The sequence below is a fragment of the Alicyclobacillus acidocaldarius subsp. acidocaldarius Tc-4-1 genome, assembly GCF_000219875.1.
Taxonomy (GTDB): Bacteria; Bacillota; Bacilli; order Alicyclobacillales; family Alicyclobacillaceae; genus Alicyclobacillus; species Alicyclobacillus acidocaldarius_A.
On record NC_017167.1, the window covers coordinates 680702 to 704819 of the forward strand.

At 56.7% G+C, this 24118-nt stretch carries 24 protein-coding genes and 2 pseudogenes; 21 read left to right on the plus strand and 5 right to left on the minus strand.

Annotated elements, in window-relative coordinates; all coding sequences use genetic code 11:
- Positions 1-8: 8 nt before the first annotated feature.
- The 13 genes from TC41_RS17120 (at position 9) to TC41_RS03165 (ending at position 13044) form a co-directional block, all read left to right on the plus strand.
- Positions 9-347, plus strand: a complete 339-nt coding sequence (locus TC41_RS17120) for an aldo/keto reductase (RefSeq protein WP_308727040.1) — start codon at positions 9-11, stop codon at positions 345-347.
- On the plus strand, positions 340-1356 hold the full coding sequence (locus tag TC41_RS15620; protein ID WP_041695669.1) for a zinc-binding alcohol dehydrogenase family protein: 1017 nt from the start codon (positions 340-342) through the stop codon (positions 1354-1356). Before TC41_RS17120 ends, TC41_RS15620 begins: the two co-directional genes overlap by 8 nt.
- 30 nt (positions 1357-1386) lie before the next feature.
- Positions 1387-2259: an amidohydrolase family protein gene (locus TC41_RS15625; protein WP_158306714.1), complete on the plus strand. Its 873-nt coding sequence runs from the start codon at positions 1387-1389 to the stop codon at positions 2257-2259.
- Positions 2252-3937: a ribulokinase gene (araB, locus tag TC41_RS03130; protein ID WP_193352816.1), complete on the plus strand. Its 1686-nt coding sequence runs from the start codon at positions 2252-2254 to the stop codon at positions 3935-3937. The genes TC41_RS15625 and araB overlap by 8 nt, the downstream gene beginning before the upstream one ends.
- A gap of 280 nt (positions 3938-4217) precedes the next feature.
- Positions 4218-4418, plus strand: a complete 201-nt coding sequence (locus TC41_RS17200; protein WP_049784317.1) for an ATP-binding cassette domain-containing protein — start codon at positions 4218-4220, stop codon at positions 4416-4418.
- A gap of 20 nt (positions 4419-4438) precedes the next feature.
- The gene (locus TC41_RS15630; protein WP_014463539.1) at positions 4439-5566 is read left to right on the plus strand and encodes a sugar ABC transporter ATP-binding protein; all 1128 of its coding nucleotides are present in this window, start codon (positions 4439-4441) and stop codon (positions 5564-5566) included.
- A gap of 129 nt (positions 5567-5695) precedes the next feature.
- Positions 5696-6610 carry an ABC transporter permease gene (locus tag TC41_RS03140; protein ID WP_049784319.1) on the plus strand — a complete coding sequence of 305 codons (915 nt, stop codon included), beginning with the start codon at positions 5696-5698 and terminating at the stop codon, positions 6608-6610.
- Between the two features lie 173 nt (positions 6611-6783).
- Positions 6784-7824: a sugar ABC transporter substrate-binding protein gene (locus TC41_RS03145; RefSeq protein ID WP_148260108.1), complete on the plus strand. Its 1041-nt coding sequence runs from the start codon at positions 6784-6786 to the stop codon at positions 7822-7824.
- 53 nt (positions 7825-7877) lie between these two features.
- Positions 7878-9641, plus strand: a complete 1764-nt coding sequence (locus TC41_RS03150; RefSeq protein WP_041694964.1) for an L-fucose isomerase — start codon at positions 7878-7880, stop codon at positions 9639-9641.
- A gap of 27 nt (positions 9642-9668) precedes the next feature.
- Positions 9669-11135, plus strand: a complete 1467-nt coding sequence (locus tag TC41_RS03155; protein WP_014463543.1) for a rhamnulokinase — start codon at positions 9669-9671, stop codon at positions 11133-11135.
- Positions 11128-11811: a class II aldolase/adducin family protein gene (locus TC41_RS15635; RefSeq protein ID WP_041694966.1), complete on the plus strand. Its 684-nt coding sequence runs from the start codon at positions 11128-11130 to the stop codon at positions 11809-11811. Before TC41_RS03155 ends, TC41_RS15635 begins: the two co-directional genes overlap by 8 nt.
- A 15-nt stretch (positions 11812-11826) precedes the next feature.
- Positions 11827-12264: an RbsD/FucU family protein gene (locus TC41_RS17205; RefSeq protein WP_374952863.1), complete on the plus strand. Its 438-nt coding sequence runs from the start codon at positions 11827-11829 to the stop codon at positions 12262-12264.
- A gap of 9 nt (positions 12265-12273) precedes the next feature.
- The gene (locus TC41_RS03165) at positions 12274-13044 is read left to right on the plus strand and encodes a DeoR/GlpR family DNA-binding transcription regulator (RefSeq protein WP_041694967.1); all 771 of its coding nucleotides are present in this window, start codon (positions 12274-12276) and stop codon (positions 13042-13044) included.
- A gap of 53 nt (positions 13045-13097) precedes the next feature.
- Here the strand turns inward: TC41_RS03165 and TC41_RS03170 are convergent, their stop codons facing one another.
- The 3 genes from TC41_RS03170 to TC41_RS03180 are packed head-to-tail and all read right to left on the minus strand — an operon-like array spanning position 13098 to position 15923.
- On the minus strand, positions 13098-13769 hold the full coding sequence (locus TC41_RS03170) for a LutC/YkgG family protein (protein ID WP_014463546.1): 672 nt from the start codon (positions 13767-13769) through the stop codon (positions 13098-13100).
- Positions 13762-15180 carry a LutB/LldF family L-lactate oxidation iron-sulfur protein gene (locus TC41_RS03175; protein WP_014463547.1) on the minus strand — a complete coding sequence of 473 codons (1419 nt, stop codon included), beginning with the start codon at positions 15178-15180 and terminating at the stop codon, positions 13762-13764. Before TC41_RS03175 ends, TC41_RS03170 begins: the two co-directional genes overlap by 8 nt.
- Positions 15177-15923, minus strand: coding sequence for a (Fe-S)-binding protein (locus TC41_RS03180; RefSeq protein ID WP_014463548.1), 747 nt, complete (start codon positions 15921-15923; stop codon positions 15177-15179). The genes TC41_RS03175 and TC41_RS03180 overlap by 4 nt, the downstream gene beginning before the upstream one ends.
- 277 nt (positions 15924-16200) lie before the next feature.
- Here TC41_RS03180 and TC41_RS03185 point away from each other — a divergent pair, with 277 nt between their 5' ends.
- The 8 genes and pseudogenes from TC41_RS03185 (at position 16201) to TC41_RS16705 (ending at position 22017) form a co-directional block, all read left to right on the plus strand.
- The gene (locus tag TC41_RS03185; RefSeq protein ID WP_041694968.1) at positions 16201-16407 is read left to right on the plus strand and encodes a DUF1657 domain-containing protein; all 207 of its coding nucleotides are present in this window, start codon (positions 16201-16203) and stop codon (positions 16405-16407) included.
- 60 nt (positions 16408-16467) lie between these two features.
- Positions 16468-17328: a DUF421 domain-containing protein gene (locus TC41_RS03190; RefSeq protein ID WP_041694969.1), complete on the plus strand. Its 861-nt coding sequence runs from the start codon at positions 16468-16470 to the stop codon at positions 17326-17328.
- 14 nt (positions 17329-17342) lie between these two features.
- The gene (gene spoVAC, locus TC41_RS03195) at positions 17343-17816 is read left to right on the plus strand and encodes a stage V sporulation protein AC (RefSeq protein ID WP_014463552.1); all 474 of its coding nucleotides are present in this window, start codon (positions 17343-17345) and stop codon (positions 17814-17816) included.
- Between the two features lie 3 nt (positions 17817-17819).
- Positions 17820-18867: pseudogene (gene spoVAD, locus TC41_RS03200) on the plus strand (stage V sporulation protein AD).
- Entirely contained in the window at positions 18864-19214 is a 351-nt protein-coding gene (gene spoVAE, locus TC41_RS03205) for a stage V sporulation protein AE (protein WP_014463554.1), read from the plus strand. Before spoVAD ends, spoVAE begins: the two are co-directional and overlap by 4 nt.
- A 160-nt stretch (positions 19215-19374) precedes the next feature.
- Positions 19375-21270: an acyltransferase family protein gene (locus TC41_RS03210; protein WP_014463555.1), complete on the plus strand. Its 1896-nt coding sequence runs from the start codon at positions 19375-19377 to the stop codon at positions 21268-21270.
- Positions 21224-21711, plus strand: a pseudogene (locus TC41_RS16700) (Ldh family oxidoreductase). Before TC41_RS03210 ends, TC41_RS16700 begins: the two are co-directional and overlap by 47 nt.
- Before the next feature lie 6 nt (positions 21712-21717).
- Positions 21718-22017 (plus strand): Ldh family oxidoreductase, encoded by a 300-nt coding sequence (locus tag TC41_RS16705; protein ID WP_014463557.1) that lies wholly within the window; start codon positions 21718-21720, stop codon positions 22015-22017.
- Between the two features lie 40 nt (positions 22018-22057).
- Here the strand turns inward: TC41_RS16705 and TC41_RS03220 are convergent, their stop codons facing one another.
- Positions 22058-22861, minus strand: a complete 804-nt coding sequence (locus tag TC41_RS03220; protein WP_014463558.1) for an SGNH/GDSL hydrolase family protein — start codon at positions 22859-22861, stop codon at positions 22058-22060.
- A 229-nt stretch (positions 22862-23090) separates the two neighbouring features.
- Positions 23091-24041, minus strand: a complete 951-nt coding sequence (locus TC41_RS03225) for an SGNH/GDSL hydrolase family protein (RefSeq protein ID WP_041694970.1) — start codon at positions 24039-24041, stop codon at positions 23091-23093.
- Positions 24042-24118 lie beyond the last annotated feature (77 nt).

The following is a 24118-nucleotide window of genomic DNA, read 5'->3' on the forward strand; positions in this document are numbered from 1 at the left end:
CGCTAGGAATGGGTCTCTTGACTGAAGTTGGTCCCCCCTCTTGGCATCCAGCTGAAAATAGATTGCGGACGGTTTGTAAGACTGCGTCAGACTACTGCATACGACACGGGACAAGTATTGCAAAGATAGCTCTCCAATTCTCTGTGAGTAATGAAGACATTCCAACGACGCTGATTGGGGCAGCAACTCCGGAAACGATTATGCAGAACATAAAGTGGATTGAGGAGCCACTGGACGGAGAGTTGTTAGGAGAGATGAAGAGCCTCCTCAGCGATGTTCAAGGTATTACTTGGAGTAGCGGAAATGAGGAAGAGTGGAGTAGTATGGGTGAATATACAAATGATTAAAGTGCAATGTGAGCGCCCATTTCAATTTCGTGTGTTGAACTGTGAGCCTATTTCGCGCGGCCAAGGGGAAGTGCTAGTCCGCGTAAAGCGTGTGGGTATTTGTGGGACAGATTTTCACGCATACCGTGGGGAGCAGCCGCTCGTTACGTACCCACGAGTCCTCGGGCATGAGGTTGCAGGTGTTGTTGAAGATGTAGATTCAGGCGCTTCTCCGTTTTCTACGGGAGAGGTCGTGTGCCTATTTCCGTACAGGTCGTGTGGCAACTGTAAGGCCTGCCTACGAGGTAAGCCTAATTGTTGCAGAGCTCTCGATGTGATCGGTGTAACGTCCGACGGAGGCATGAGTGAACTGATATCCGTTCCAGAATCTCAACTGGTAAGCTGTAACGGGCTTGACCTTGATCAAGCAGTCATTGTGGAGCCGCTCAGTATCGCAGCACATGCAGTGCGCAGAGCTTCCGTATCGAATGGCGACCACGTCCTCGTCATTGGGGCAGGTCCTATTGGAATTGCTGTTGCTCGGCTTGCAGCGCTTCGTGGAGCACACGTGTATATCACTGACCTCCGGCGTGACCGTCTAGAAGCAGCCGCGCAGTGGTGTGGGCCAGACCACGTAAATGTAATTCCAGGCGATATATCTTTGCAAGTGACGCGTGACTTGACAGCGGGCGACATGATGGAGATTGTGTTCGACGCGACGGGAAATAAACAGTCTATGGAGTTTGCTTTGCAGTATGTGGGCCATGGTGGGCGTTTGGCCTTGGTTGGAATTGTACAAGATTCTTTGTGTTATCCGCATCCTGAAATTCATAAGAGAGAACTCACCTTATTGTCGTGTCGAAACGCCTTACGCGAGGACTTCCAATATGTCATCGAGCTCATGCGGAACAAGAAAATCGCGGTGGATGGGTACATCACACATAGAGCTATGCTATGCGACGTCAAACACGTATGGACAGAGTGGGAGCTTTCGATGCGCAATATGGTAAAAGGTGTGTTTGAAGTATGAAAACTTATTTTTTGATTGGAGAGGAATAAAGTGCCAGAACTGAAGCGCATAGATGCACATCAGCATTATTGGCGTATTGCACGGGGGGACTACGATTGGATGACAGCCGATATGAGATCGATTCGAAGGGACTACCTCCCTGAAGATTTAATGCCATCCCTAATTAAGCATAACTTTTCCGGCAGTATAGCGGTGCAAGCAGCTGCTACGTATGAAGAGACTAACTTTCTTCTTGACCTTGCTGCGTCGGATTCCACTATTCTAGGTGTTGTTGGGTGGGTAGATCCGTATGATGAGCAGTGGATGACAAGGATCGAGGCATATCGAAGAATACCTAAATGGCGGGGCTATCGGCTGATGGTGGAGTACTTGGACAATCCATATAGTCTTTTAGAGGGAACGAGTAAAGAGTTACTTATATACTCCTCACTAGAAAACATTTCAATAGACATCTTGGTTCGCTGTGACCAATTGAGCTTCGTGTTAGACCTCATCGACCGATTTCCGAATCTTAGAGTCATTCTTGACCACATGGGAAAGCCCACAATGAAACCAGAAGACTTTTCGCGTTGGGCAGAGTGTATCAAACAAATATCTTCCAACAAGAGGGTATACGTAAAAATATCAGGGATGGTAACAGAAGCAAAAAGAAGCTATGGGTGTTATATGCCTGATTTTGATTTCCATCCATATATCGATCATGTCGTCGATGTATTCGGACCACGACGGGTTGTATTTGGTAGCGACTGGCCTGTATGCCTTCTGGCGACTGGCTACAGCGAGGTTGTAGAAATAGTTGAGAGATATCTTCAATCGAGGATGGATGCGTCCTTGTGGGAAGGTTTGTGGGGAACAAACGCTGCAGAATTTTATGGTCTTCAACGGGTGAGTGGAGATGTCTGAGTATTCGATCGGCGTGGACTACGGCACACAGTCTGGCCGCGCCGTTCTCGTGGAGATCGGGACCGGGCGCGAGATCACCAAGGCGGTCAAAAATTACACGCATGGCGTGATGGACGAGTACCTGCCGGATGGGGTGACGCGCCTCGGACCCGACTGGGCGCTCCAGCATCCGCGCGATTATGTGGAGGTCCTCGAGGAGACGATTCCTCGGCTTCTCCGCGAGTCGGGCGTGCGGCCGGAGGACGTGATCGGCATCGGCATCGACTTCACGTCGTGCACGATGCTGCCCATTCGCGCGGACGGCACGCCGCTCTGCTTGGAGCCGCGCTTTGAACGGCATCCGCACGCGTACGTGAAGCTCTGGAAGCACCATGCCGCGCAGGACGAAGCGAACAAGTTGAACGAGATTGCGCGCGAGCGCGGGGAGGCGTTTCTCGCGCGCTACGGCGGCAAGATCTCGTCGGAATGGATGATCCCGAAGATCTGGCAAATCCTCGACGAGGCGCCGGAGATCTACGATGCGGCGGACGCCATGGTGGAGGCGACCGACTGGATCGTCATGCAACTGACGGGCAAGCTCGTGCGCAGCTCGTGCCCGGCGGGGTACAAGTCCATCTGGCACAAGCGGACGGGGTATCCGAGCCGCGACTTCTTCAAGGCTCTTCATCCGCGCCTGGAGCACGTCGTGGAGGAGAAGCTCTGGGGGCCTATCCTGCCCATCGGATCGCGGGCAGGGGAGCTGACGGAGGCGATGGCGCGCCGCATAGGACTGGTGCCTGGGACGCCGGTGGCCGTGGGCAACGTGGATGCGCACGTGTCGATGCCGGCAGTCGGGATCACCGAGCCGGGCAAGATGCTGATGATCATCGGCACGTCGACCTGCCACGTCCTGTTGGGGACGGAGGAGCGCGCGGTGCCAGGCATGTGCGGCGTGGTGGAGGATGGCATCATTCCGGGGTACATGGGGTATGAGGCTGGGCAGTCCTGCGTCGGAGACCACTTCGAGTGGTGGATTGAAAACGGGGTGCCGCCGGCGTACTGGGACGAAGCGCGGCGCGAGGGCATCGGCATCCATGATCTCCTGACGCGCAAGGCGGCGAAGCTGAGACCGGGCGAGACGGGCCTTCTCGCACTCGACTGGTGGAACGGGAACCGATCCACGCTCGTCGACGCGGACCTCACGGGTCTTCTAATCGGCGCGACGCTCGCCACGAAGCCAGAGGATATCTACCGGGCGCTGATTGAGGCGACAGCGTACGGCACGCGGATGATTGTCGAGACCTTCCGGGCGAGCGGCGTGCCGGTCGACGAGATGTACGCGTGCGGCGGGATTGCGCAGAAGAACGCGCTGATGATGCAGATCTACGCGGACGTGCTCAACATGCCCATCTACATCGGCGCATCGACGCAGGCGCCGACGCTCGGAGCGGCGATGTTTGGCGCTGTGGCGGCGGGGAAGGCGCGCGGCGGATACGACTCCATTGAGGAGGCGGCGCGGGAGATGGGCAGCGTGCGCGAGAAGCCGTACGTTCCGAACCCGAGCGCCGTCAAGGTGTACGACGAGCTGTACCGCGAGTACACGCGCTTGTACGACTACTTCGGCCGCGGCGAAAACAATGTGATGAAGGTGCTGAAGCGCATCAAGAGCGCCGTGGCGCAGGAAGAGGTGAAGATATAGTGAGGGAACCGAACAAAAGAAAACAAACATTTAAGAGCTAAATAAAGATATAAACAGATAGAAAACCACAAAAACAGTTGATTTGAAGTGTTGTGTGTAGTACACTGAAAGTTAGAAAGCGATTTCAACTCGCTCTGAGGAGAGGGGTTTCACTTGCTAGAATTGCGCGGTATATCAAATCATTCGCTGGCACTAAGGTACTAGATGATGTCTCCTTTGTTGCTTATCCAGGCGAGGTACACGCTCTAGTTGGACAAAACGGAGCCGGAAAAGCACGCTCATGAAGATTCTGTCTGGAGCTTACACGGCCGATGAGGGTGTGATTCTGATTGATGGGCGCGAGGTGGCAATATCGAACCCGCGCGATTCGGAGGGGGTTGGTATAGGAATCGTATACCAAGAGTTGAGTCTATTCCCCCACCTAACGGTCGCCCAAAATATATTGTTCGGTGTTGAGCCGGGTTCTCGGTTGGGTTTTTAGACGACCGGAAGGCGGTGGAAATGGCTAAGCTGGAACTTGAGAGACTTGGAGTGACTATCAATCCTCGGGCACCGGTTGCTCGGCTTAGTGTCGGTCAGCAGCAAATTTGCGAAATTGCCAAAGTAATACACAAGCATCCGAGAATTGTTATTTTAGATGAGCCCACAGCTTCACTTACACTGTCGGAAACTCAAGCTCTCTTTCGAGTCATTAAGGCTATGAAAGAGGAAGGACTTACGATAATATTTATCAGTCATCATATGGAGGAAATTTTTGAAATAGCAGATCGTTGCACGGTTCTTCGGGATGGAAAGGTTGTATATACAGGTTTAGTAAAAGAATTAGATGAACGTCGTCTTGCTGAGCTAATGGTTGGTCATACAATTGGTGAGTTCTATCCTGAACGGTCAAATCGACCTAGGAAAGAAGTCGCGCTGAAGCTTGTGGACTTCGGGGGACGTGGTGTGGGTCCCATTTCGTTAGAAGTCTGTTATGGTGAGATTTTGGGTATTTCTGGTCTGGTTGGATCCGGAAGATCAGAATTGCTTCGCATGATATTTGGAGCTGATAAAAGTGAGTATGGAGAGATGTACATTGACGGAAAGCGCGTTCAGATCCATTCTCCTAGGGACGCAATACGCCATGGCTTGGCCTTCGTGACAGAGGACAGGCGTGTGGATGGTTTGAATCTTCAATTATCAGTAGAATTTAACTTGAATCTTCCGAGTCTCCTTCTTGGAAATAGAAGGTCATTCTTGGGGGTTGTAAACAATGATGAGGAACGGCGTATCTCTGAGCAAATGTGCGAAGCCACCAGGGTGAGGTGTGCCTCTATCAATCAGCGTGTATGGATGCTGAGTGGCGGAAATCAGCAAAAGGTAGCTATAGCAAAGTGGATACCTACGAATGCTCGGATATTTCTCCTTGACGAACCAACCAAGGGTATAGATGTAGTATCAAAATCTGAGATATACAAGACGATTAATAAACTTGCAGATGAAGGTAACGCAGTGATTGTTGTGTCGTCATATAATCCCGAGCTGATTGGTCTATGCGACAGAATTGTCACCATGGCACACGGACAAATAACAAAGGAATTCACGAAGGGTGTCTCTGAAGCGGAATTGTTACTGGCTCAGGGGTTATGACTACGTACGATACTTGTCAACAGGGGTGAAGTGCATATGGGACACATGGTAAGTGCGTCGGCTTCCGATAATAAGTTGGGGTCAAGTCGCCTTAAAGTATCGTTGAGGAACGCGCTGAATGCGTCACTGGTGTTTGCGGGATTGGTCGTATTGGTAATTGTTTTCTCGCTTCTATCGAAGTCATTCCTTACGTTTTCGAATATATTTCAAATCCTTCAGCAAGTAGCGGTTGTGGGCATACTGTCAATCGGCCAGGCCTTCGTTATCATCACAGCTGGTATTGACATGTCGCAAGGCTCGGTTATTGATTTGGTAGGTATTGCAACAGGGTTGCTTCTAGCACATCACTACCCAATCTGGATATCAGTTGTGGCAGGGCTGTTAATCGGAGTGGCGACTGGTCTTGTAAACGGATTGCTCATTACTCTGGCAAAAATACCTCCTTTTATCGCGACACTAGGCACAATGAGTATAGATGCTGGAATTGCCCTGATCATTCCAAACGGCCAACCCGTATTTGGTATACCTCAATCTGTATATAATTTTGGAAATGGAGGTGTTTTGAAGATAATCCCCAATATCGCTCTATTGATGATAGTGCTTGCGGTTGTGTTTCATTTTGTTCTCAGCAAGACAAAGTTTGGTAGATATACGTACGCTGTCGGTAGCAACCCTCTTGCTGCTAGACTCTCGGGTATGCGGGTAAATCGCCACATCATTTTCGTCTACATCTTAAGCGGTGTCTTGTCTGCAGTCGGTGGCATCGTCATGTTGGCTTGGGTGAACTCTGCAATGCCTGATATGGGGACTAATTACCAATTGAATTCGATTGCCGCGGTTGTGATTGGGGGAGCTAGCCTTTTTGGCGGTGAAGGCACAGTTTGGGGGAGCATGATTGGCGCCTTGCTGATGGCTGTGCTCGCAAATGGCTCCCAATTGGTGGGTATATCGTCGTATTGGCAGAGCGTCTTGTTAGGAATCGTCGTTGTGTTGGCCGTCTTTATTGATGGGTTCAGGCGGCGGGCGGCTGATTCAAACGCCTAATCCGCTTGATCATAAAATGAGCGTTTTGCAGAATTAACGTTCGCGACGTATTTGGCGCTATATGTAGCGTGGCAGTGGTAGTTTACACACTATATATAGGCGAAAAACGGTAACAAATCGAATTCTGCAAAACGCTCAAAATCACTTCAAAAAGAGTTCTGAGGGGCGATGAGATGATGAAAAAGACAAGCTCGACACTGCAGAAGAAAGGTTTCTTGGGTGCCGCTGTATGTGTAGCGGCGTCGCTGGCAGTGGGCTGTGGCACCGGTGTGTCCCACACAGAGACGAATGTACAAAACGGTACGTCTGCCGCAGCCTCCACTAAACACTACACTTTCGAATTAATTACGAAGTCCAATGACTCGCCGTACTGGCTAGCAGTCAAGGACGGAGCAGATGACGCGGCTAAGAAGTACGGGGTCACAGTGACCTTCGAGGCGCCCGCCACCGAGACCGATTTGACAACACAGTTGTCAATGTTCAACAACGCGGTTACAGCGCACGTGGATGGTATTATCTTAGCCGCTCAAAACCCGTCAGCCCTCGTGGGTCCTGTTGAACATGCCGAGAAACAAGGCATACCTGTCGTCACCGTAGACTCTGGTGTGAGTCCTAATGTCTCCGATTGCTTCTTGGCGACGAATAACATTGCTGCAGCTGAGGCAATTGCTCAGTACGCCGCTCAGAAGGTGCATGGAAAAGGCCAGTATGCGATTATCGACTTTAATCAAGAATCTAGTACTGGGATTCAGCGGCCTCAAGGTTGGCAATTGGGTATGAAGAAATATCCAGGGCTTAAGTTTGTTGGTATGCAACTTTGCAACAACAGCATTGCGACTGCTGAGGCTGAGGCAGAAACTTTTCTGCATGCTCATCCGAATATCAACTTAATGTTCGGGGCAAATGACAGGTGTGTGCTCGGCATAGCCAATGCAATACAAGCAATGGGGCTGAAGGGTAAGGTGTTCGTAGCCGGGTTCGACGCCGACATGGGCGAGGTTGGTGACATTAAATCAGGGCTAATCAATGCTGCGATTCTTCAGTATCCTTACCAAATGGGATACGAGGCAGTGGAGGAACTTGTCGCAATTAAGCATGGGCAGCACGTTCCTAAGCAGATTGATACCCCGTATATGCTTGTTACGACTCAAAACGTGAATAGCCCGGCAGCTGTTAAGGCTATCAGTCAGTACATCCAGGGGTATAAGGGTTGAGTATCTCGGTGGGCACAGGTCGAGCACCTGTGCCCACGCAAGGAGTGATCAGGATGCAGTTCAACTTGAAGATCGGCATTAGGCCAATAGTTGATGGTCGCTTCGGAGGTATTAGAGAAAGCCTGGAACCTATTACCATGCAAATGGCTCATCGTGTGGGTGAGCTGCTCCGCACGCATGTACGCAAGCCAGACGGAAGCCCCGTCGAGTGCCTTGTTCCTGATTTTTGCATTGGAGGGGTCGCTGAAGCTGTAAAGGCGGACAAGTGGTTTGCTTCTCAGGGCGTCGCGGCAGTGATTTCGGTAACTCCGTCTTGGTGCTATCCGCTTGAGACAATTTTTAGAGATAGAACAATTCCGCAAGCGATATGGGGCTTCAATGGTACAGAACGCCCAGGAGCGGTTTACTTGTCCGCAGCGGTTGCTGCACTGTCGACTTTAGGTATACCGGTTTTCGCAATATACGGTTCGGACGTACAAGATGTGAATGATGCGACTTTACCGGCCGACGTACAGCGAAAGCTAATACAATTTGCTAAGGCGGCTACGTCTGTGGCAGCAATGAAAGATAAGTCATACCTGTCGGTCGGATACGTGTCGATGGGGATCGCGGGTTGCCTGATCGACGAATCGTTCTTTAGTGATTATTTGGGCATGAGAGTCGAGTATGTGGATATGACGGAGTTTGTGCGCAGAATAGAACGGGGGATTTTTGATCCCGATGAGTTGGAGCGGGCGCTTAAGTGGGTACAGAAGTATTGCAAAGAGGGAGATGACCGAAATCCTCCCGCGGAGCGACGTAGCAAAGCTCAGAAGGATAGGGATTGGGAGTTCGTTGTGAAAATGACCCTCATCATGAAGGATTTGATAGAAGGGAATGATAGACTGAAAGGGCTCGGTTACCCAGAAGAGTCTTTCGGGCATGCGGCTATCGCGGCCGGGTTTCAGGGTCAAAGATCTTGGAGTGACCACTTTCCAATTAGCGATTTTATGGAGAGCATCCTATGTTCGTCCTTCGACTGGAACGGGCCCAGGCGTCCTTACATAGTGGCGACGGAGAATGATTCGTTAAATGCGGTATCCATGCTATTCGGATATCTACTCACAGGAACAGCTCAAATATTTGCAGATGTTCGAACCTACTGGAGTCCAGAAAGTATTCAAAGGGCAACAGGATGGAAGCCTACTGGCCAATCGGAAAATGGATTTCTACACCTCATCAATTCAGGGCCAGCTGCGTTGGATGGCACCGGCGCTGCAACTCGAGATGGCAAGCCGGTCATAAAGCCATTCTGGGAGATGACGGAACAGGACATCGAATCCTGTCTAGAATCGGTGACTTGGTGTCCTGCCTATGACTATTTCAAGAATGGGGGATTTTCTTGTAGATATGTAACAAAAGGTGGGATGCCAGTAACCATTATACGGTTGAATAGGATTCGTGGAGTAGGTCCTGTGCTTCAATTGGCAGAGGGTTACACGATCGATCTTCCACCTGAGGTAAGTCGAACTATCGACGAACGAACCAATCCGACGTGGCCAAGTACGTGGTTTGTGCCGAAATTAACCGGCAGTGGCGCCTTTGAGTCGGTTTATACGGTGATGGACAATTGGGGGAGCAATCATTGCGCGATATGTTATGGACATATCGGTTCGGAACTCATCACCCTAGCGTCGATGTTGAGAATCCCAGTGCCCATGCATAATGTAGAGAGCTCGAGAATCTTCAGGCCGAGAGTTTGGTCACAGTTTGGTCACGACGACGGCATCGGGGCTGATTTCCGAGCCTGTGCTGCATTTGGTCCGCTGTACGCGTGAGAAAGCTGCCTGAACGCTACAAGGGGTATGGAAGATATGGCCTATAACGTGGTCGCGGTCGACCTGGGATCCACGAGTGGTAGAGTTTATCGGGTTAGCTTTGACGGCAGGAAACTGTACCTGTCCGAAATTCATCGCTTTTCCAATGGCCCAGTTGTGACAAGTGGATCGGTAGCGTGGAATTTATATCGGATTATCGATTCTGCCTTAATGGGACTAAGAAAAGCACTTGAGATGTCAAATGTGATATCAGTGGCAATTGACAGTTGGGGGGTCGATTTTGGAGTATTCACAGTTTCGGGTGAATGTTCAGGGGTAGTTTCTTGTTATAGGAACCCAAAAAACGAAGAATACGTACAGCATATTCGAAGGAAAGTGCCAGAATCGTTGGTATACAAAAATACAGGTATACCTATTAGCGGCATTAACACTTCGACTCAGCTTGTGAGAATGCTTGATAATCATGAGGTGGTTGAGGGTAGAGTCCTTTTTATCGCGGGAATATTAGCAAACAAGCTGTGTGGAAGTTGGGCAGTGGAACGTTCGATTGCCAGCACTACTCAACTTTACAATCAGCATATAGGCGAGTGGGACGGGGCCTTGGTGAGCGCGTTGGGTATCCGAGACATCATACTACCGGACATCGTAACACCCGGCTCTGTCTTGGGTGAACTAACTATACCCGAGCAAAGGACTCGTGCTAAGGTCATCTCAGGGTTGGAACATGATACGCAAGCGGCGACGTTCTGTCTAGGGCCTGATTCCGAGGAGTTGTTCATCTGTTCCGGAACTTGGTCGCTCGTCGGAACGACCCTAAGTCGGCCTGTACTCTCTGAAGCCGCAATGAACGCGAAGTGGTCGAACGAAAGAGGGTTTTGGGGAATAGATTTCCTGAAAAATCTTCCTGGAATGTGGATCATGGAACGGCTGTTTTCAGAGATGTCTATGCCCCGCGAGGGGCTGGATGACATCATACTTAAAGCAGCTGCGTCCGATAAATTTCAGTTTTTATTTGACATTACAGATCCTCGCTTCTTTTCACCAAGCAGCATGATATCTGAACTGAAGCATTATGCGAAGGAAATGGATCTAGCGCTTCCTGACGAAATACCTGTTTTGTACAGATCTTTTTTAGAATCCTTAGTGATGACGTATAAAGACGCTATTAGAGAAATGATTGAACTTACAGGAGAGATACCCAAGAATGTAAGACTTATGGGAGGGGGTGCAAAGAATCGATTGCTAGCAAAGATGATCGCCGATGCGACGGGTTTGCCCGTCGTGAGGGGCCCGGCTGAGGCGAGCGTCGTCGGAAACGCATTGGTGCAGCTAGTCGCGAATGGGCTTGTCGATGCATCAGATGTTTCGGCAGTCGCATCGAGTGTTGGAGAATTGGAGGTTGTCGAGCCATCTCCTTCAGAAAAGCAGATTTGGGACGACATGTACGATAAATATTGGACAAAAAGGTATCGAATAGAGGGGTACCATGGATAACATAGACGCTCTGTGTACAGTACTGAGAGTTCTAGCGGACAATGGTTTCGTCTACGGGCCGGGAGGCAATGCAAGTATTCGACTAGACGACAAGACCATAGCGATCACCGCATCAGGATCCTCGTTCGACTCATTGGTTAGGGATAATTTTGTAAAGGTGAATCTTGAATCAGGTGAGTGCTGTGTAAGTGGGGCTCCTCGTCCCAGTTCCGAGACGTCTATGCATCTAGCGATTTACAGGACGCATCCAAAAGTGAATGTTGTTCTACACACACACCCTACCTACTGTATCGCTCTGTCCACGGTAAGTGATGAGTTGCCCATTTTATTCCCGGACCAGGCTGCGCTGGTAGGCAAGACGAAAGTGCTTCGATACATGTTGCCGACTACAGAGCAATTTGGGAGATCGGTGGCAATGGAGCTGGTGAAATCTAATGTTTGTTCATTGATTTTGCAAAACCATGGTCTAGTGGTGACCGGAAGCACTGTCCTGCAGGCTTTCTATCGAACACAAATTGTTGAGCAGGCATGTAAAATCTACTTAAGTGCGCTCTCTACCCGTGAGAAGGTGCGTGAGTTATCTCAGGAAGAAATTTTGGAGATACAAAACCTAGAAGCTGAGAGATATCGAAACCAAATGTTGACTCAGTACAAGCGGTTTTGGACCGAGGTGTGACAGGTGCTAAGAGGTGTGCCAGCTGCCTTGACTTCCGACGTAGTTTATGTGCTCCACTGCATGGGACACGGTGATGAATTGGCGATATGTGATGCCAATTTCCCAGCATATGCTAACGGCTGTAAAGTAATCGATACGGGATATTCGTCTGTTCCTGAGCTTTTAGGTTATGTCCTAAGGATCTTCCCATTAGATGATTATAGTCCAGTCAACAGCGCAGTGATGATGAAGGAGGAGAGGGATCGTCAGCTTCCTACTCCTGCGCGTGATCGGATTATCTCTCTGTTGCAAGAATACTGTGACGGTGAGTCACGAATTGAGGAGCTACCGAGAGAAGCATTCTATGAAAGATCGAGAAAAGCTTATGCCATCATTCGAACCGGGGATACCAGCTTGTATGCCAACGTGATTATCAAAAGGGAGTCCTTACTGAGGTATAGGCAGAGGAAGTGAACCGTGCGAATGCTCCCAGCCGAACGACAGCGAGCCATTCTCCAATACCTGAACGAACGCGGCAGCATCCGCGTGAAAGAACTCAGCCGCATGTTCTCCGTGACCGAAGAGACCGTGCGACGGGATTTACACATCCTCGAGATGGAGGGCAAACTGCGCCGCAGCCATGGCGGCGCAGTTCGCATTGACGACGATACGCCAGCGGAGACATCTTATTTGATTCGAGAGTCCGAGCACGTTCCGGAGAAGATGGCCATTGCGCGAACCGCCATCACGTATGTCGAGCCGGGCGACAGCATCATCCTGGACGCGAGCAGCACCGCGCTGCACGTGGCAAACGCGCTGCCTAACATTCCGATTACGGTCTTGACCAATTCGCTCAAGGTCGCGATGGAGCTCGCGTCCAAGGACAAAATCGAAGTGATTTCCACAGGTGGAATTCTTCGAGCGAGCTCTCTCTCGTACGTCGGGCCCATGGCGGAAGAGGCCATCAGCCGCTTTCACGTGAACAAGGCCTTTCTCTCGTGCAAAGGCGTCCACGTCGAGCACGGCTTCACAGAGTCGAACGCCCTTCAGGCTCTCGTGAAGCGGAAGATGGTCGAGATCGCCGACACGCTGGTTCTGCTCGCGGATCACAGCAAGATTCAGGCGCGGGACTTTACGAAGGTCGGCGATGTGGACGAGATCGATCTGCTCATCACCGACCAGGAGACGAGCGAGGAGGACGTGCGGACCTTCGAGGCCGCTGGGGTGCGCGTGGTGCGCGGCCGGATGGAGTGACGGGGCAGCAAACACAGCCGGGGGCGTCTTGCCAGCCTCCCGGCTGTCCCCGTTTATGGCGATGTGCGGTCGCGCAGAAGGAAACAGATCACACGGGCGGGGCCGTGCACGCCAATGGTCTGATCGTTCTCGATGTCCGAGGATCGGCTCGGGCCGCTGATGAAGTGCACGTACGCGGGGAGGTGCCCGCCGAGGGCGCGATCGCGGAGGCGTGCCATCACGTCGCCCAGGCTCTGCACAACCTGGCTCTCCCGCATCACCACGAGGTGAACGAGCGGGACCTGGTGCACCGTGCGGCCAGCCGCCCCGCCGGTCTCCACGACGATGGTCCCTGTGTCCGCGACGCCGAAGCTCGCGCCGGTGATGCCGACGTCGATCTCCACAACCGGGGCCTCGCCGAATCGCCGCACGCCCCACCGTTCGATCACGTCCTCCACATCCGCGGGCCAGGGCGCCTCCTTGCCCCAAGCGCCGACGGTCCGTGGGTTGAGAGCCTCCAGCGTCCGGTCGAGGGCCGCACACAGGGCCGCCTCGTCTTCGCAGCGGATCACCTCGCCCGCGAGCGCCTCGAACTTCGCGCAGAACGCCACGATCCGCTCCTCCTGGCTCGTCCTGCGATCCGCCCAGAATTCGGGCGCCCCGACGGCCTCGCGGGGCGCGGGGGCGGACCCGGGCTCGCGGCCGAGCCGCGCGGCGATATGCGCCAAAAATGCTGACTTATCCACGCCTCGTCCCTCTCTTTCGCGTCATCCACCATTCGCGAAACGTCTGGCTGCCAAGCGCGGGGAAGTCGCGCCTCTCCGTCCAGCCAGCGAGTGGACCAATTTTCGCCCGAATGACGCCATCGCGCGCGAAACCACCCTGCAGGCGCCGCGCCACGCGGATGGCGCCGAGGTAACGGCGGTGATCCGCAAACGTGACGGCGTAGGCGGTGAACGCCGCCTTTTCGCCCGTCTTGCCGCCGGTATTGGCCACGAAGCGCTGTCGCTCCTTGACGAGCATGTCGTGAAGCGGAATCTTGACCGGGCACGCCTCATAGCACGCGCCGCACAGGCTCGAGGCGTACGGCAGATCCTGATACGCCTCCCCGCCCTCAAGCAGTGGCGACAGCACGGCGCCGATGGGCCCGGGATAGACCGATCCGTACGCGTGGCCGCCGATCTGCCGATAGACGGGGCAGACGTTCAGGCACGCGCCGCAGCGGATGCAGTGGAGCACGGCCTGAAAGTCGGGATCGCCCAATTGGCGGGATCGGCCGTTGTCGAGGATGATGACGTGCATCTCTTCGGCGCCGTCGGCATCTCTGTCCCGGCGCGGGCCGGTGACCATCGACAGGTAGGTGATGGTGTTCTGGCCGGTCGCGCTCTTCGGCAGGAGATGGGCAAACACCTCGAGGTCCTCGAGCGTAGGCAGAACGCGCTCCATGCCCATGAAGACGATGTGCGTCTTCGGCAGGTTGGCGACCAAATCCGCGTTGCCCTCGTTCGTGAAGAGCGCGATGGAGCCCGTCTCGGCGATCCCGAAGTTGCAGCCGGTGATGCCGATGTCGGCCGTCAGGTACATCTCGCGCAGCCGCTGGCGGGCGAACGCGACGAGATCGCGCGTCTCCGTGGTGAGGTTCTGGCCGCCGTCGGCCTCGAACAGCGCCTGGATCTGCTCCCGCGTCTTGTGGATGGCGGGAATGATGATGTGGGACGGGGTCTCGCCTGCCAGCTGCACGATGTATTCGCCGAGATCGGTCTCGATGACCTCGACGCCGAGCGCCTCGAGGTGATGGTTGAGGTGGACTTCCTCGGTCACCATCGACTTCGACTTGACCACGCGGCGCGCGGACTTCGCGCGTACGATGTCCGTCACCACGGCGAGCGCCTCGCGCGCGTCGGCGCAGAAATGCACATGCGCCCCGAGCCGCTCGAGGTTGTCTGCGAACTGCCCGAGGTAGTAGTCCAGGTTTTCGATGGTGTGCCGCCGAATGGCCTCGCCGCGATCGCGCCAGGCCTCCCAGTTGCCAAAGTCTTCGGTGACGGCCTGCTTGCGGTTGCGCAGCCGATCCGTCGTGAAGTGAACGGCTCCGCGCAGGAAGTCGTCGCGGAGGGCGAGCTTCGCGCGATCGCGCACGGACGAGTGGGCGCTCATGCGGTCACCTCCTCGGTGAGGCCGGCCGCTTCAGCCAAGAGTTCGGCGAGATGCATCACGCGCACGCGCGCGCCGCGGCGGGAGAGCGTGCCGCCGATGTTCATCAGGCAGCCCATGTCCGTGGACACGAGCACGTCGGCGCCCGACGCGACGACGTTGTCTGCCTTCTCGTCCGCCATGGCGCTCGAAATTTCACTCATTTTCACCGAGAACGTGCCGCCGAAACCGCAGCAGTCGCGGGCGTAAGGGAGCTCGACGAGCTCCAGATCCCGCACGTGGCGCAGGAGCTCGAGGGGTTCCTCGCGGACGCCGAGCAACCGCGAGCCGTGGCAGGACGGGTGGAACGTGACGCGATGCGGAAAGCGGCCGCCGAAGTCCACCTTGCCCAGGTGGTTGACCAGAAATTGGGAGAGTTCATAGGTCTTCTCCGCCAACCGCATGGCTTCATCGGCGAGGGCTGGATCGCCCGCGAAGAGCGCCGGGTAATAGTGGCGAATCATGCCGACGCACGATCCGGAAGGGCTCACGACGGCGTCGGCGTCGGCAAACGCCTCGAGGAGCGTGCGAGCAACGTGGCGGGCCTCGTCAGCGTAGCCGCTGTTGAAGGCGGGTTGGCCGCAGCAGGTCTGCCCGATGGGGAATTCGACCTCGCAGCCGCTCGCCTCGAGGAGGCGCGTCGTGGCGATGCCGACCTTCGGAAACACGGCATCGACGATACAGGTGACAAACAAGCTCACTTTCATGGCGTAGGACCTCCATGACCGCGGCCGGACAAGCCGCGGTCGGTCACTTCACAGGATGTCTCATATCCAGTGTAGCGCTTACAGGCGCGGCGCGCACCGATAGAGACACGGGGTCGGATATCGTGACAAGGGTCATTATAGCGAAACAAAAAGAAATAAAGCAACGAAAATCAACAAGAAGCCAACGCACCGTCCTTCCTGGGATTTCCAAGTGAATCGATGTATACGCGGCGCCTGTGTTCGGAGACATTACGGTCCAGATTGGGGGGTGAAACCTGTGACCATCGCGCAGCAGGTGAAGACGACGCTCGCGAACCTGAAGAGTGCGCAGGCGAACCTCGAATCGTTTGCGCTCGCGACCGACAATCAAAAGGCCAAGCAGTTGTACACGCAAGCGGCTCAGCAGACACAGCAGGTGGTGCAGCAACTGCAGGCTCGGGTCGCCGAGATGGAGCAAGAGGAGCCTCAGTACAAGGGGTTCTAATCCTCGCTGGCGCCAGGGAGCATGCTCCCTGGCTCGCTTCACGTCGGTGGAGGTGACCGGGTGGCCGAGTGGTTGACCATCGTGATCCGATCGCTCATCGCGTTTGCTGCGATGTTTCTGTTCGCGAAGCTCATCGGCAAGCGGCAGCTTTCGCAGATCACGTTCTTTGAGTACATTGTCGGGATCGCCATCGGCGATATGGCGGCCATCATCCCGGATCAGTTGCAGGCGCCTCTGTATCATGGGTTGTTGCCCATGGCCGTGTACACGGCGCTGCCGATTTTGCTCAGCTTCATCGCGCTCAAAAGCAAAAAGGCGCGCGACATCCTCGAGGGCAAGGCGCGAGTGCTCATTCAGAACGGGAAGATCCTCGAGGACAACCTGCGCAAGGAACGCATGTCGACGGACGAACTGTTGGAGCATCTGCGGGCCAAGAACGTATTCCAGGTGGCCGACGTGGAGTTCGCCATCATGGAGTCGAACGGTTCGGTCAACGTCATGTTGAAGCCGGACGCGGAGCCGGTGACGCCAAAGCGCCTCGGGCTCAAGGTGCCCGCCGAGTCGCAGCCTCAGGTCGTGATCATGGACGGGAAGATCATGGACGAAGGGCTCGCCACCATTGGCTTCAACCGCAGATGGCTGAAAGGAGAATTGGACAAGCTCGGCGTGGCGGTGGAGAACGTGTATCTGGCGCAGGTGAACGCGGCCGGAGAATTGTACGTGGATCTGTACGACGACCGGATTCAGGTGCCCGAACCGAAGGCGCGCGAGCTGACGCACATCCTGCTGAAGAAGGCGCAAGCGGATCTGGAACTGTACGCGCTCGCCACGGAGAATGAGGGGGCCAAGCGGGACTACGCCGCCATGGCGAAACGAATAGAGTCCGTGCTGAACGAGACGGAGCCGTACTTGCGGCACTAGGGAGGGACGCGAGATTGCCGAAGGCACAGCTGAAGCGGGCGACGCCCGTGATGCAGGCGTATCAGGCGTTCGCGTCGGCGCGTGAACCGGCTCGCCCCATGGCGAGAAATCTCGCCATCGCGTTTGTCGCAGGCGGGTTGGTTTGCGTGCTGGGCCAGGCGGTGAGCGACTTTTTCGTGCACGTGTGCGGCTTCAGCCGCAAAGACGCCGGCAATCCGACCGTCGCAGTGCTCATCGCGCTCACCTGTCTGCTCACGGGGCTCGGCGTATTCGACAAGATTGCGCAGTTCACGGGCGCGGGCACGGCCATTCCGGTGACGGGGTTTGCGAACGCGATGGCCTCGGCCGCCCTCGAGTCGAAGACGGAGGGATGGGTGCAAGGCGTCGGTGCCAACATGTTCAAGCTGGCCGGGGCCGTGATCGTCTGGGGCGTCGTGGCGGCCTTTTTCATCGGACTGATTCATACGCTCGTCGCGCCGGGGAGGTAGAGCATGCTCAGAGGACACCAGAGCTGGGAGTTTGAGCACCGACCGATGCTGCTGTCGACGGCGGCCATCGGCGGGCCGACAGAAGCGAAGGGGCCGCTCGCCGACGACTTCGATCTGCTGCACGCGGACATCCGCATGGAACAGAAGAGCTGGGAGCAGGCCGAGCGCACGCTCTTGGACGAGGCGTGTCAGAAGGCTATCGAGAAGGCGGGCCTCACGAAAGACGCCATCTCGTTTTTCATTGCGGGCGACTTGATGAATCAGATCATCTCGTCCTCGTTCGCCGCGCGGACCCTCGCCATGCCCTATCTCGGGATCTTTGGCGCGTGTTCCACGTCCATGGAGGGTCTCGCTCTGGCGTCGCTGCTCGTGAACACCGGCTCCGCCCGCTACGTTCTCGCGGCCACCGTCAGCCACAACGCCGCCGCGGAGAAGCACTACCGGTATCCGACCGAGTACGGCGCGCAGAAGCCCCCCACCGCGCAGTGGACGGTGACCGCCGGGGCGGCCGCCATCGTCGCGCCAAACGACGGCAAGGGTGAGCATCCGGTCGTCACGCGGGCCACCATCGGCCGGGTCGTGGACATGGGTCTGTCGGATCCATTCAACATGGGCGCCGCCATGGCCCCTGCTGCGCTCGACACGCTTGTCAGCCACTTCCGGGACTTCGATTTGCCGCACGATTACTACGATCTCGTCCTCACGGGCGATCTCGGCCGCGTCGGATCCCGCATCCTCCGCGACCTCATGGTGGAGCACCGCGTGAACATCCCGCAGGATCGGTACCACGACGCGGGCGTTCTCATCTACGGCGACTTGCCGGAGGTGCTGGCCGGGGGCAGCGGGTGCGGTTGTTCGGCGTCCGTGGCGTACGGCCATGTGCAGCGCAGGCTTCGGGACGGTGAGCTCCGGCGCGTGTTGGTGGTGGCAACCGGGGCGCTCTTATCCCCCCATCTCGTATCAGCAGAAGGAGACCATTCCGTGTATCGCGCACGCCGTCGCCATGGAGTGGCCGAGCGCGGCTTGTGAAGCCGGGGGGAATACGCCATGACCTACCTGTGGGCATTCCTCGTCGGCGGCGCCATCTGTCTCCTCGGCCAGTTTCTCATGGACGCCTTTCGCCTTCAGCCCGCGCAGGTGGTCTCCATCCTCGTGGTGATAGGCGCCGTGCTCGGCGGACTCGGCCTGTACGATCCCGTCGTGCGCTTCGCGGGCGCGGGGGCGACAGTGCCCATCACCTCGTTTGGCAATGCGCTCGTCCAGGGTGCCATCGCCGAGGGCAAGGCGCACGGGCTTGTCGGCGTCATCACGGGCATCTTCGAGCTCACGAGCGCGGGCATTTCCTCGGCCATCGTGTTTGCCTTCCTGACGGCGGTCTTCTTCCGGCCCAAGGGATGACCCTGCCTCGTGTCGAATCCCGTCGATCGCGTCTCTTTCGTGTGGCGCATCCGCGTCGGCAAATTTCCATGAAACACAACGCCCAGTTGCATCGTCACCTAGATATAATCGAAACGGGGAATTTCGACACGGATTGCGCCGACGGGAGGAGTTACAGACAATGCCAAAGCCGATGGGCGGGCATGGCCGGTACATGCCAGGACTGGACGGATTGCGAGCGCTTGCGGTGCTCGCCGTGATCGCGTATCACGTCAATTGGGGCGGAGCTCCCGGAGGACTGCTCGGCGTTCAGGTCTTCTTCGTGCTCTCCGGCTATCTGATCACGGATCTCCTCGTGTCGGAGTGGCGAAACACGGGCCGCATCGATTTCAAACAGTTTTGGCTGCGGCGCGCGAGACGGCTCTTGCCTGCGCTCGTGGTGATGCTCATCGCTGTGATGATCTGGGTATATCTGGCGGATCGCGCGCAGTTTGCGCAGTTTTTTCAGGACGCCGTCGCGTCGTTCTTCTACGTGAGCAACTGGTGGTTCATCTTTCACAAAGTCTCCTACTTCCAAAGTTTCGGCCGACAGACGCCGCTCGGGCATCTCTGGTCGCTCGCCGTAGAGGAGCAGTTCTACCTCATTTGGCCGCTCCTGCTCCTGTTCGCGCTCAAGCTTTTGAAGCGGCGCGGGCGGATCCTTGCCTTCACCGGAGGGCTTGCCCTCGCCTCGGCCGTATGGATGGCAGTGCTGTATCAGCCGGGTATGGACCCGACCCGCGTCTACGATGGGACGGACACGCGCGCGTTCGGGCTGCTCATCGGCGCGATGCTCGCGTTTGTGTGGCCGTCGAGCGCGTTCAGTCGCCCGCTCGCGCCTCGCCGCCGCCTGTTGCTCGATCTCGTCGGCCTCTTGAGTCTCTTGTCGATTCTCTGGATGATCTGGCAGACCAATGAGTACGAGCCGTTTTTGTATCGCGGCGGCCTGGTGATTCTATCCATCGCCACGGCAGGTTTGGTAGCCTGTCTGGCGCATCCCAGCACGCTGCTCGGCCGCGCGTTCGGATCCCAACCCTGGCGCTGGATTGGCGTGCGATCGTATGGCATTTACCTTTGGCACTTTCCCATCATCGCTCTGACCACGCCGCTCATCGATGCGAACGACTTCAGTCCCTTGCGCGCGGCGTGGCAGGTGGCGCTGGCCGTGGTGATTGCGGCGCTTTCCTGGCGGATCGTCGAAGAGCCCATTCGGCGCCTGGGCAAGCGCCAGCGGGCGGAGAGTAGCGTCGTTCGAGATAGGTACCGCACGAGACGCGTTCGCAGCGGGCGGCGCCGCATGATGTATGGAACGGGCGCCGTGGCCGGGATCGCCATTCTGTTCTGCGCCGGCATGACGGCGTATCCCGTGGTGGCGTCGCTAGGCAAGGTGCACGCGAAACCGGTGACCGCGGCCGGATCGAGCGAAACGCCCTCGGCGCGTGACGCGCATGCGGCCCCGGGTGGTGAAGAGACGAAGGGTTCACCAATCGGGGCTCATCCAACCCAGGCATCTGCCACGCCACGGACCGGGACGGTGCGCACGATTGCGGACGCCAAGCCGAAGAAGGCGTCAGGCGTCGGCGTGACGGCGATTGGGGACTCGGTCATGATCGACGTGGAGGCGGATCTGGAGAAGCTCCTGCCCGGCATCGTGTGCGACGGACAGGTCGGGCGCCAGATGTACCAGGCACCGCAGGTGGTTCAGGCCCTGAAGGCGAAAGGAGAATTGGGTCACATCGTCATCCTCGAACTCGGCACCAATGGGCCCTTCAGCAAACAACAGCTCGTCTCCGTGCTCCAATCGCTCAGGCCTGTCCAGAAGATTATCTTGGTCAACACGCGCGTGCCGCGCCCGTGGCAGAACGCGGTCAATCAGACGCTGGCTCAGGTTGCCGCAAGCTATCCGCATGTGGTGCTCGTCAACTGGTATCAAGCGAGCGCAGGGCATCCGGAATATTTTTGGCCGGACGGTGTTCACCTGAATCCGACCGGTGCGATGGTGTACGCCAAGCTGGTGGCGCAGGCGGTGGAGCAATGACGCGGAGACGTTGAGGAGTGGGAAGAGGTTGCAGAGGCTCGTCGCGCCCGCGTCGCTGCACGCTTTTGCGCGCGCCTGCTTTACCGCCGCAGAAGGCGTTGCGCCGCGCGACGCGGATTGGTCCGTCACCGCGCTTGTCGAATCGGATCTCCGAGGAATTTCGAGCCACGGCGTCATGCGCTTGCCGTGGTATCTGCACGGATTGAAAAGCGGCAAAATGCGAAGCCGCATCTGGCGTGGATTCGCACCGGACCTGTCACGGCCGTGCTGGACGGGGACCACGCGCTTGGCTTCGTGAGCGCCAAAGAGGCAGCGGCGTACGCGGTGGAGTTGGCGCGCGAAACCGGGCTCGGCGCGGTTGCGGTGCGCCGGGCGAATCACTGTGGCGCCTTGTTTTTGTACGCCGAGTGGGCGACGTTGTACGGAATGGTCGGGGTTTGAGGTTTCATGTTCGCCGACGATGGCAAGTCCCCAGGCAACGGTTTCTTTTATCTGGCGCTACATCCGGATTTCTTCGTGGGCCAGGAGGAGTTCCTGCAGCGCACTGCGTCGCTCATCGAGGAGATTCATGATGCGCCGCTTGCGAAAGGCGCGCCGTCCGTTTCTGTACCCGGCGAACGGCGGCAGCGGGAGCGAGTTGCGCGCAGCCGCCGAGGCATTCCCATCTCCGACGAGGTGTGGGCCGATCTCGTCGAGTTGTCCGATGGCTACGGCATTCCGCTGCCCGAGGTGTGGGGATTTGAGTGAGCTTAGGCGCGGCGGATTGCGCACAGGCTGGCGCAGGTGCTCATCCTGAGCTCGGTTTGGCGCTCGCGGCAGGCACGAGTGTGCCCTGCAGATCCTGGGCCAAAAGCGATCCCGCCAATTCATGGCCGAGCGTGTTGGGGTGCCAGTCGTCCGCGCTGTACATCTGAATCGACTGGTGATGGGCCGCGAGGTAGCGCTTCATCTGGTTAAAGAGATCCACGACAATCACGTCCGGCGTCTTGAATTGCTTTGCCACCCGAATTTCGTCGGCCACGAGCTGGCTCTCCGACGTTTGGTCGTGGCCGTAGGATGCGCCGGTCGGCGGCGGCGTCACGACGATCACGTCCGCGTGCGCAGCGAGGGCCTGTTGAATTTCAGACTGAACGGCCTGTTCGAATGCGGAGATGGGCGTCTTGTTGGCGATGTCATCCAACATGCCCCACGAGATGACGACTACCTGGGGATGGACTTCGCGGAGAAATTCGGGATACTTGGCCGCCATCTGCGTGGGGCCGTATCCTTCGATGGATTTGTTGATGAACTGAAAGGTGATGGGGCCGGTCTTCGTCAGTTCCTGAAACGCCCGCACCAGATAGCCACCGCCGGTCTTGTCATCCCATCCGTGCGCGACCGAGCCGCCGACGCCCATCGCGACGACCGGCTGCGCGGATGGATGAGAGAAGAGGGGATAAGGACTCGTCTGTCGCGCCGCCGACTGCGCGCTCTCGGGCGCCGTGGGCGCGTTTTTGGCAGGATGGGTCCCGCAGGCGCTGACCGCACAGGCGATGGCGCATGCGCCGAGCGACGCCGCGACGCGGCGCCTTTTCATGTTTTTGGTGGGCATGCCGCGAACCTCACTTCGTGTGGCGTTGTGTCCTTTATTATACCGTTTTTCGCCATCGGACAAGGATCCGTCCTATCGCCAATCCCGAGTGGATGCCACATGGTCACAGCAGACGTGAGGTTTCCGCAGCGCGAGGATCCCTCCATGCGGGTTGCCATGGTCAGCGTGTTGCCGGGATTCCGATCATCAAAAAAGCGCCCGCGTCAGGCGCTTCTCTGTCGAAATCCTTTCAGGATGCCGATGGGTCCTCCGTGTGATCCGGCGAGGAGGACGAGTCCACCTTGAATACGGGCGCCGTAACTGGGAATTTCCCCAGGAGGTCCTTCACCAAAAGCTCGGCGGCGAGCGCATGGCCCTTCGCGTTGGGATGCCAGCTGTCGTGCATGAGCGGCTGGATGCTTTCGTGGTGCGCCTGAAGATACGCCTTCATCTGGTCAAACAAGTTGAAGACGTACACATTCGGATTGTGGAAGCTGTCTGCCACCTGAATCTCGCTCTCCATGAGCGCCTGTTGCGCCGCCCGGTACGTGGTATAGGATGCTTTGGACACGGGCGTCGTCACCAGCATCACGATGGCGCGATGGTCAAGAGCCTCTTGGATTTGCCAGTGCACTTGTTCGTCGTACACGCGAAACGGCGTGTGTTGATACAAATCATCCAGGCCGCCCCACGCGATGCAAACAATCTGCGGACGATACGTCTCGAGCCACGTCACGTACGTATTTCGAATACTCAGCACACCCTTGCCCGGCTCCGCCTTGTCGATCACGTCATACGTGATGGGCGTCAGCGCGGAGAGCGCCGAAAACGTCCGATGCAGGTAGCCTCCACCCTTGGGATCCTTCCAGCCGCGCGCAACCGACGAGCCGATGATGAGCACGCGCACCACGCGATCTTGCGCGGGCGCGTTCGGCGCGTTGGTCGAGCCGCTCGAATTGGCATCCGTCCCGCTCCCCGCCGGGTTGCCGGGCGCGTGCACCGGATTCGGCGCCACGCCGGACTCCGTCGGCGAGGCGTCTGAAGATGGGGAACCCGTGTCCGTGGACGCCGTGTACGCCGCCTGGCCGGGCGCTCCAGGCGTGCCTCCGTCCGCTGCGCGCGCCGTAATGGACGCCGGAACCCATACCGCGCTTGCGACGAGGGCAAATGCCAAAAACCCCATTTGCCAGCGCTGTTTCATCGCCACGACCCCCAGGATGTCTTTTCCTTCATCTTGTCATTTTCATCTCAAATCGCCCTTAAAATCGTAGTTTTTCG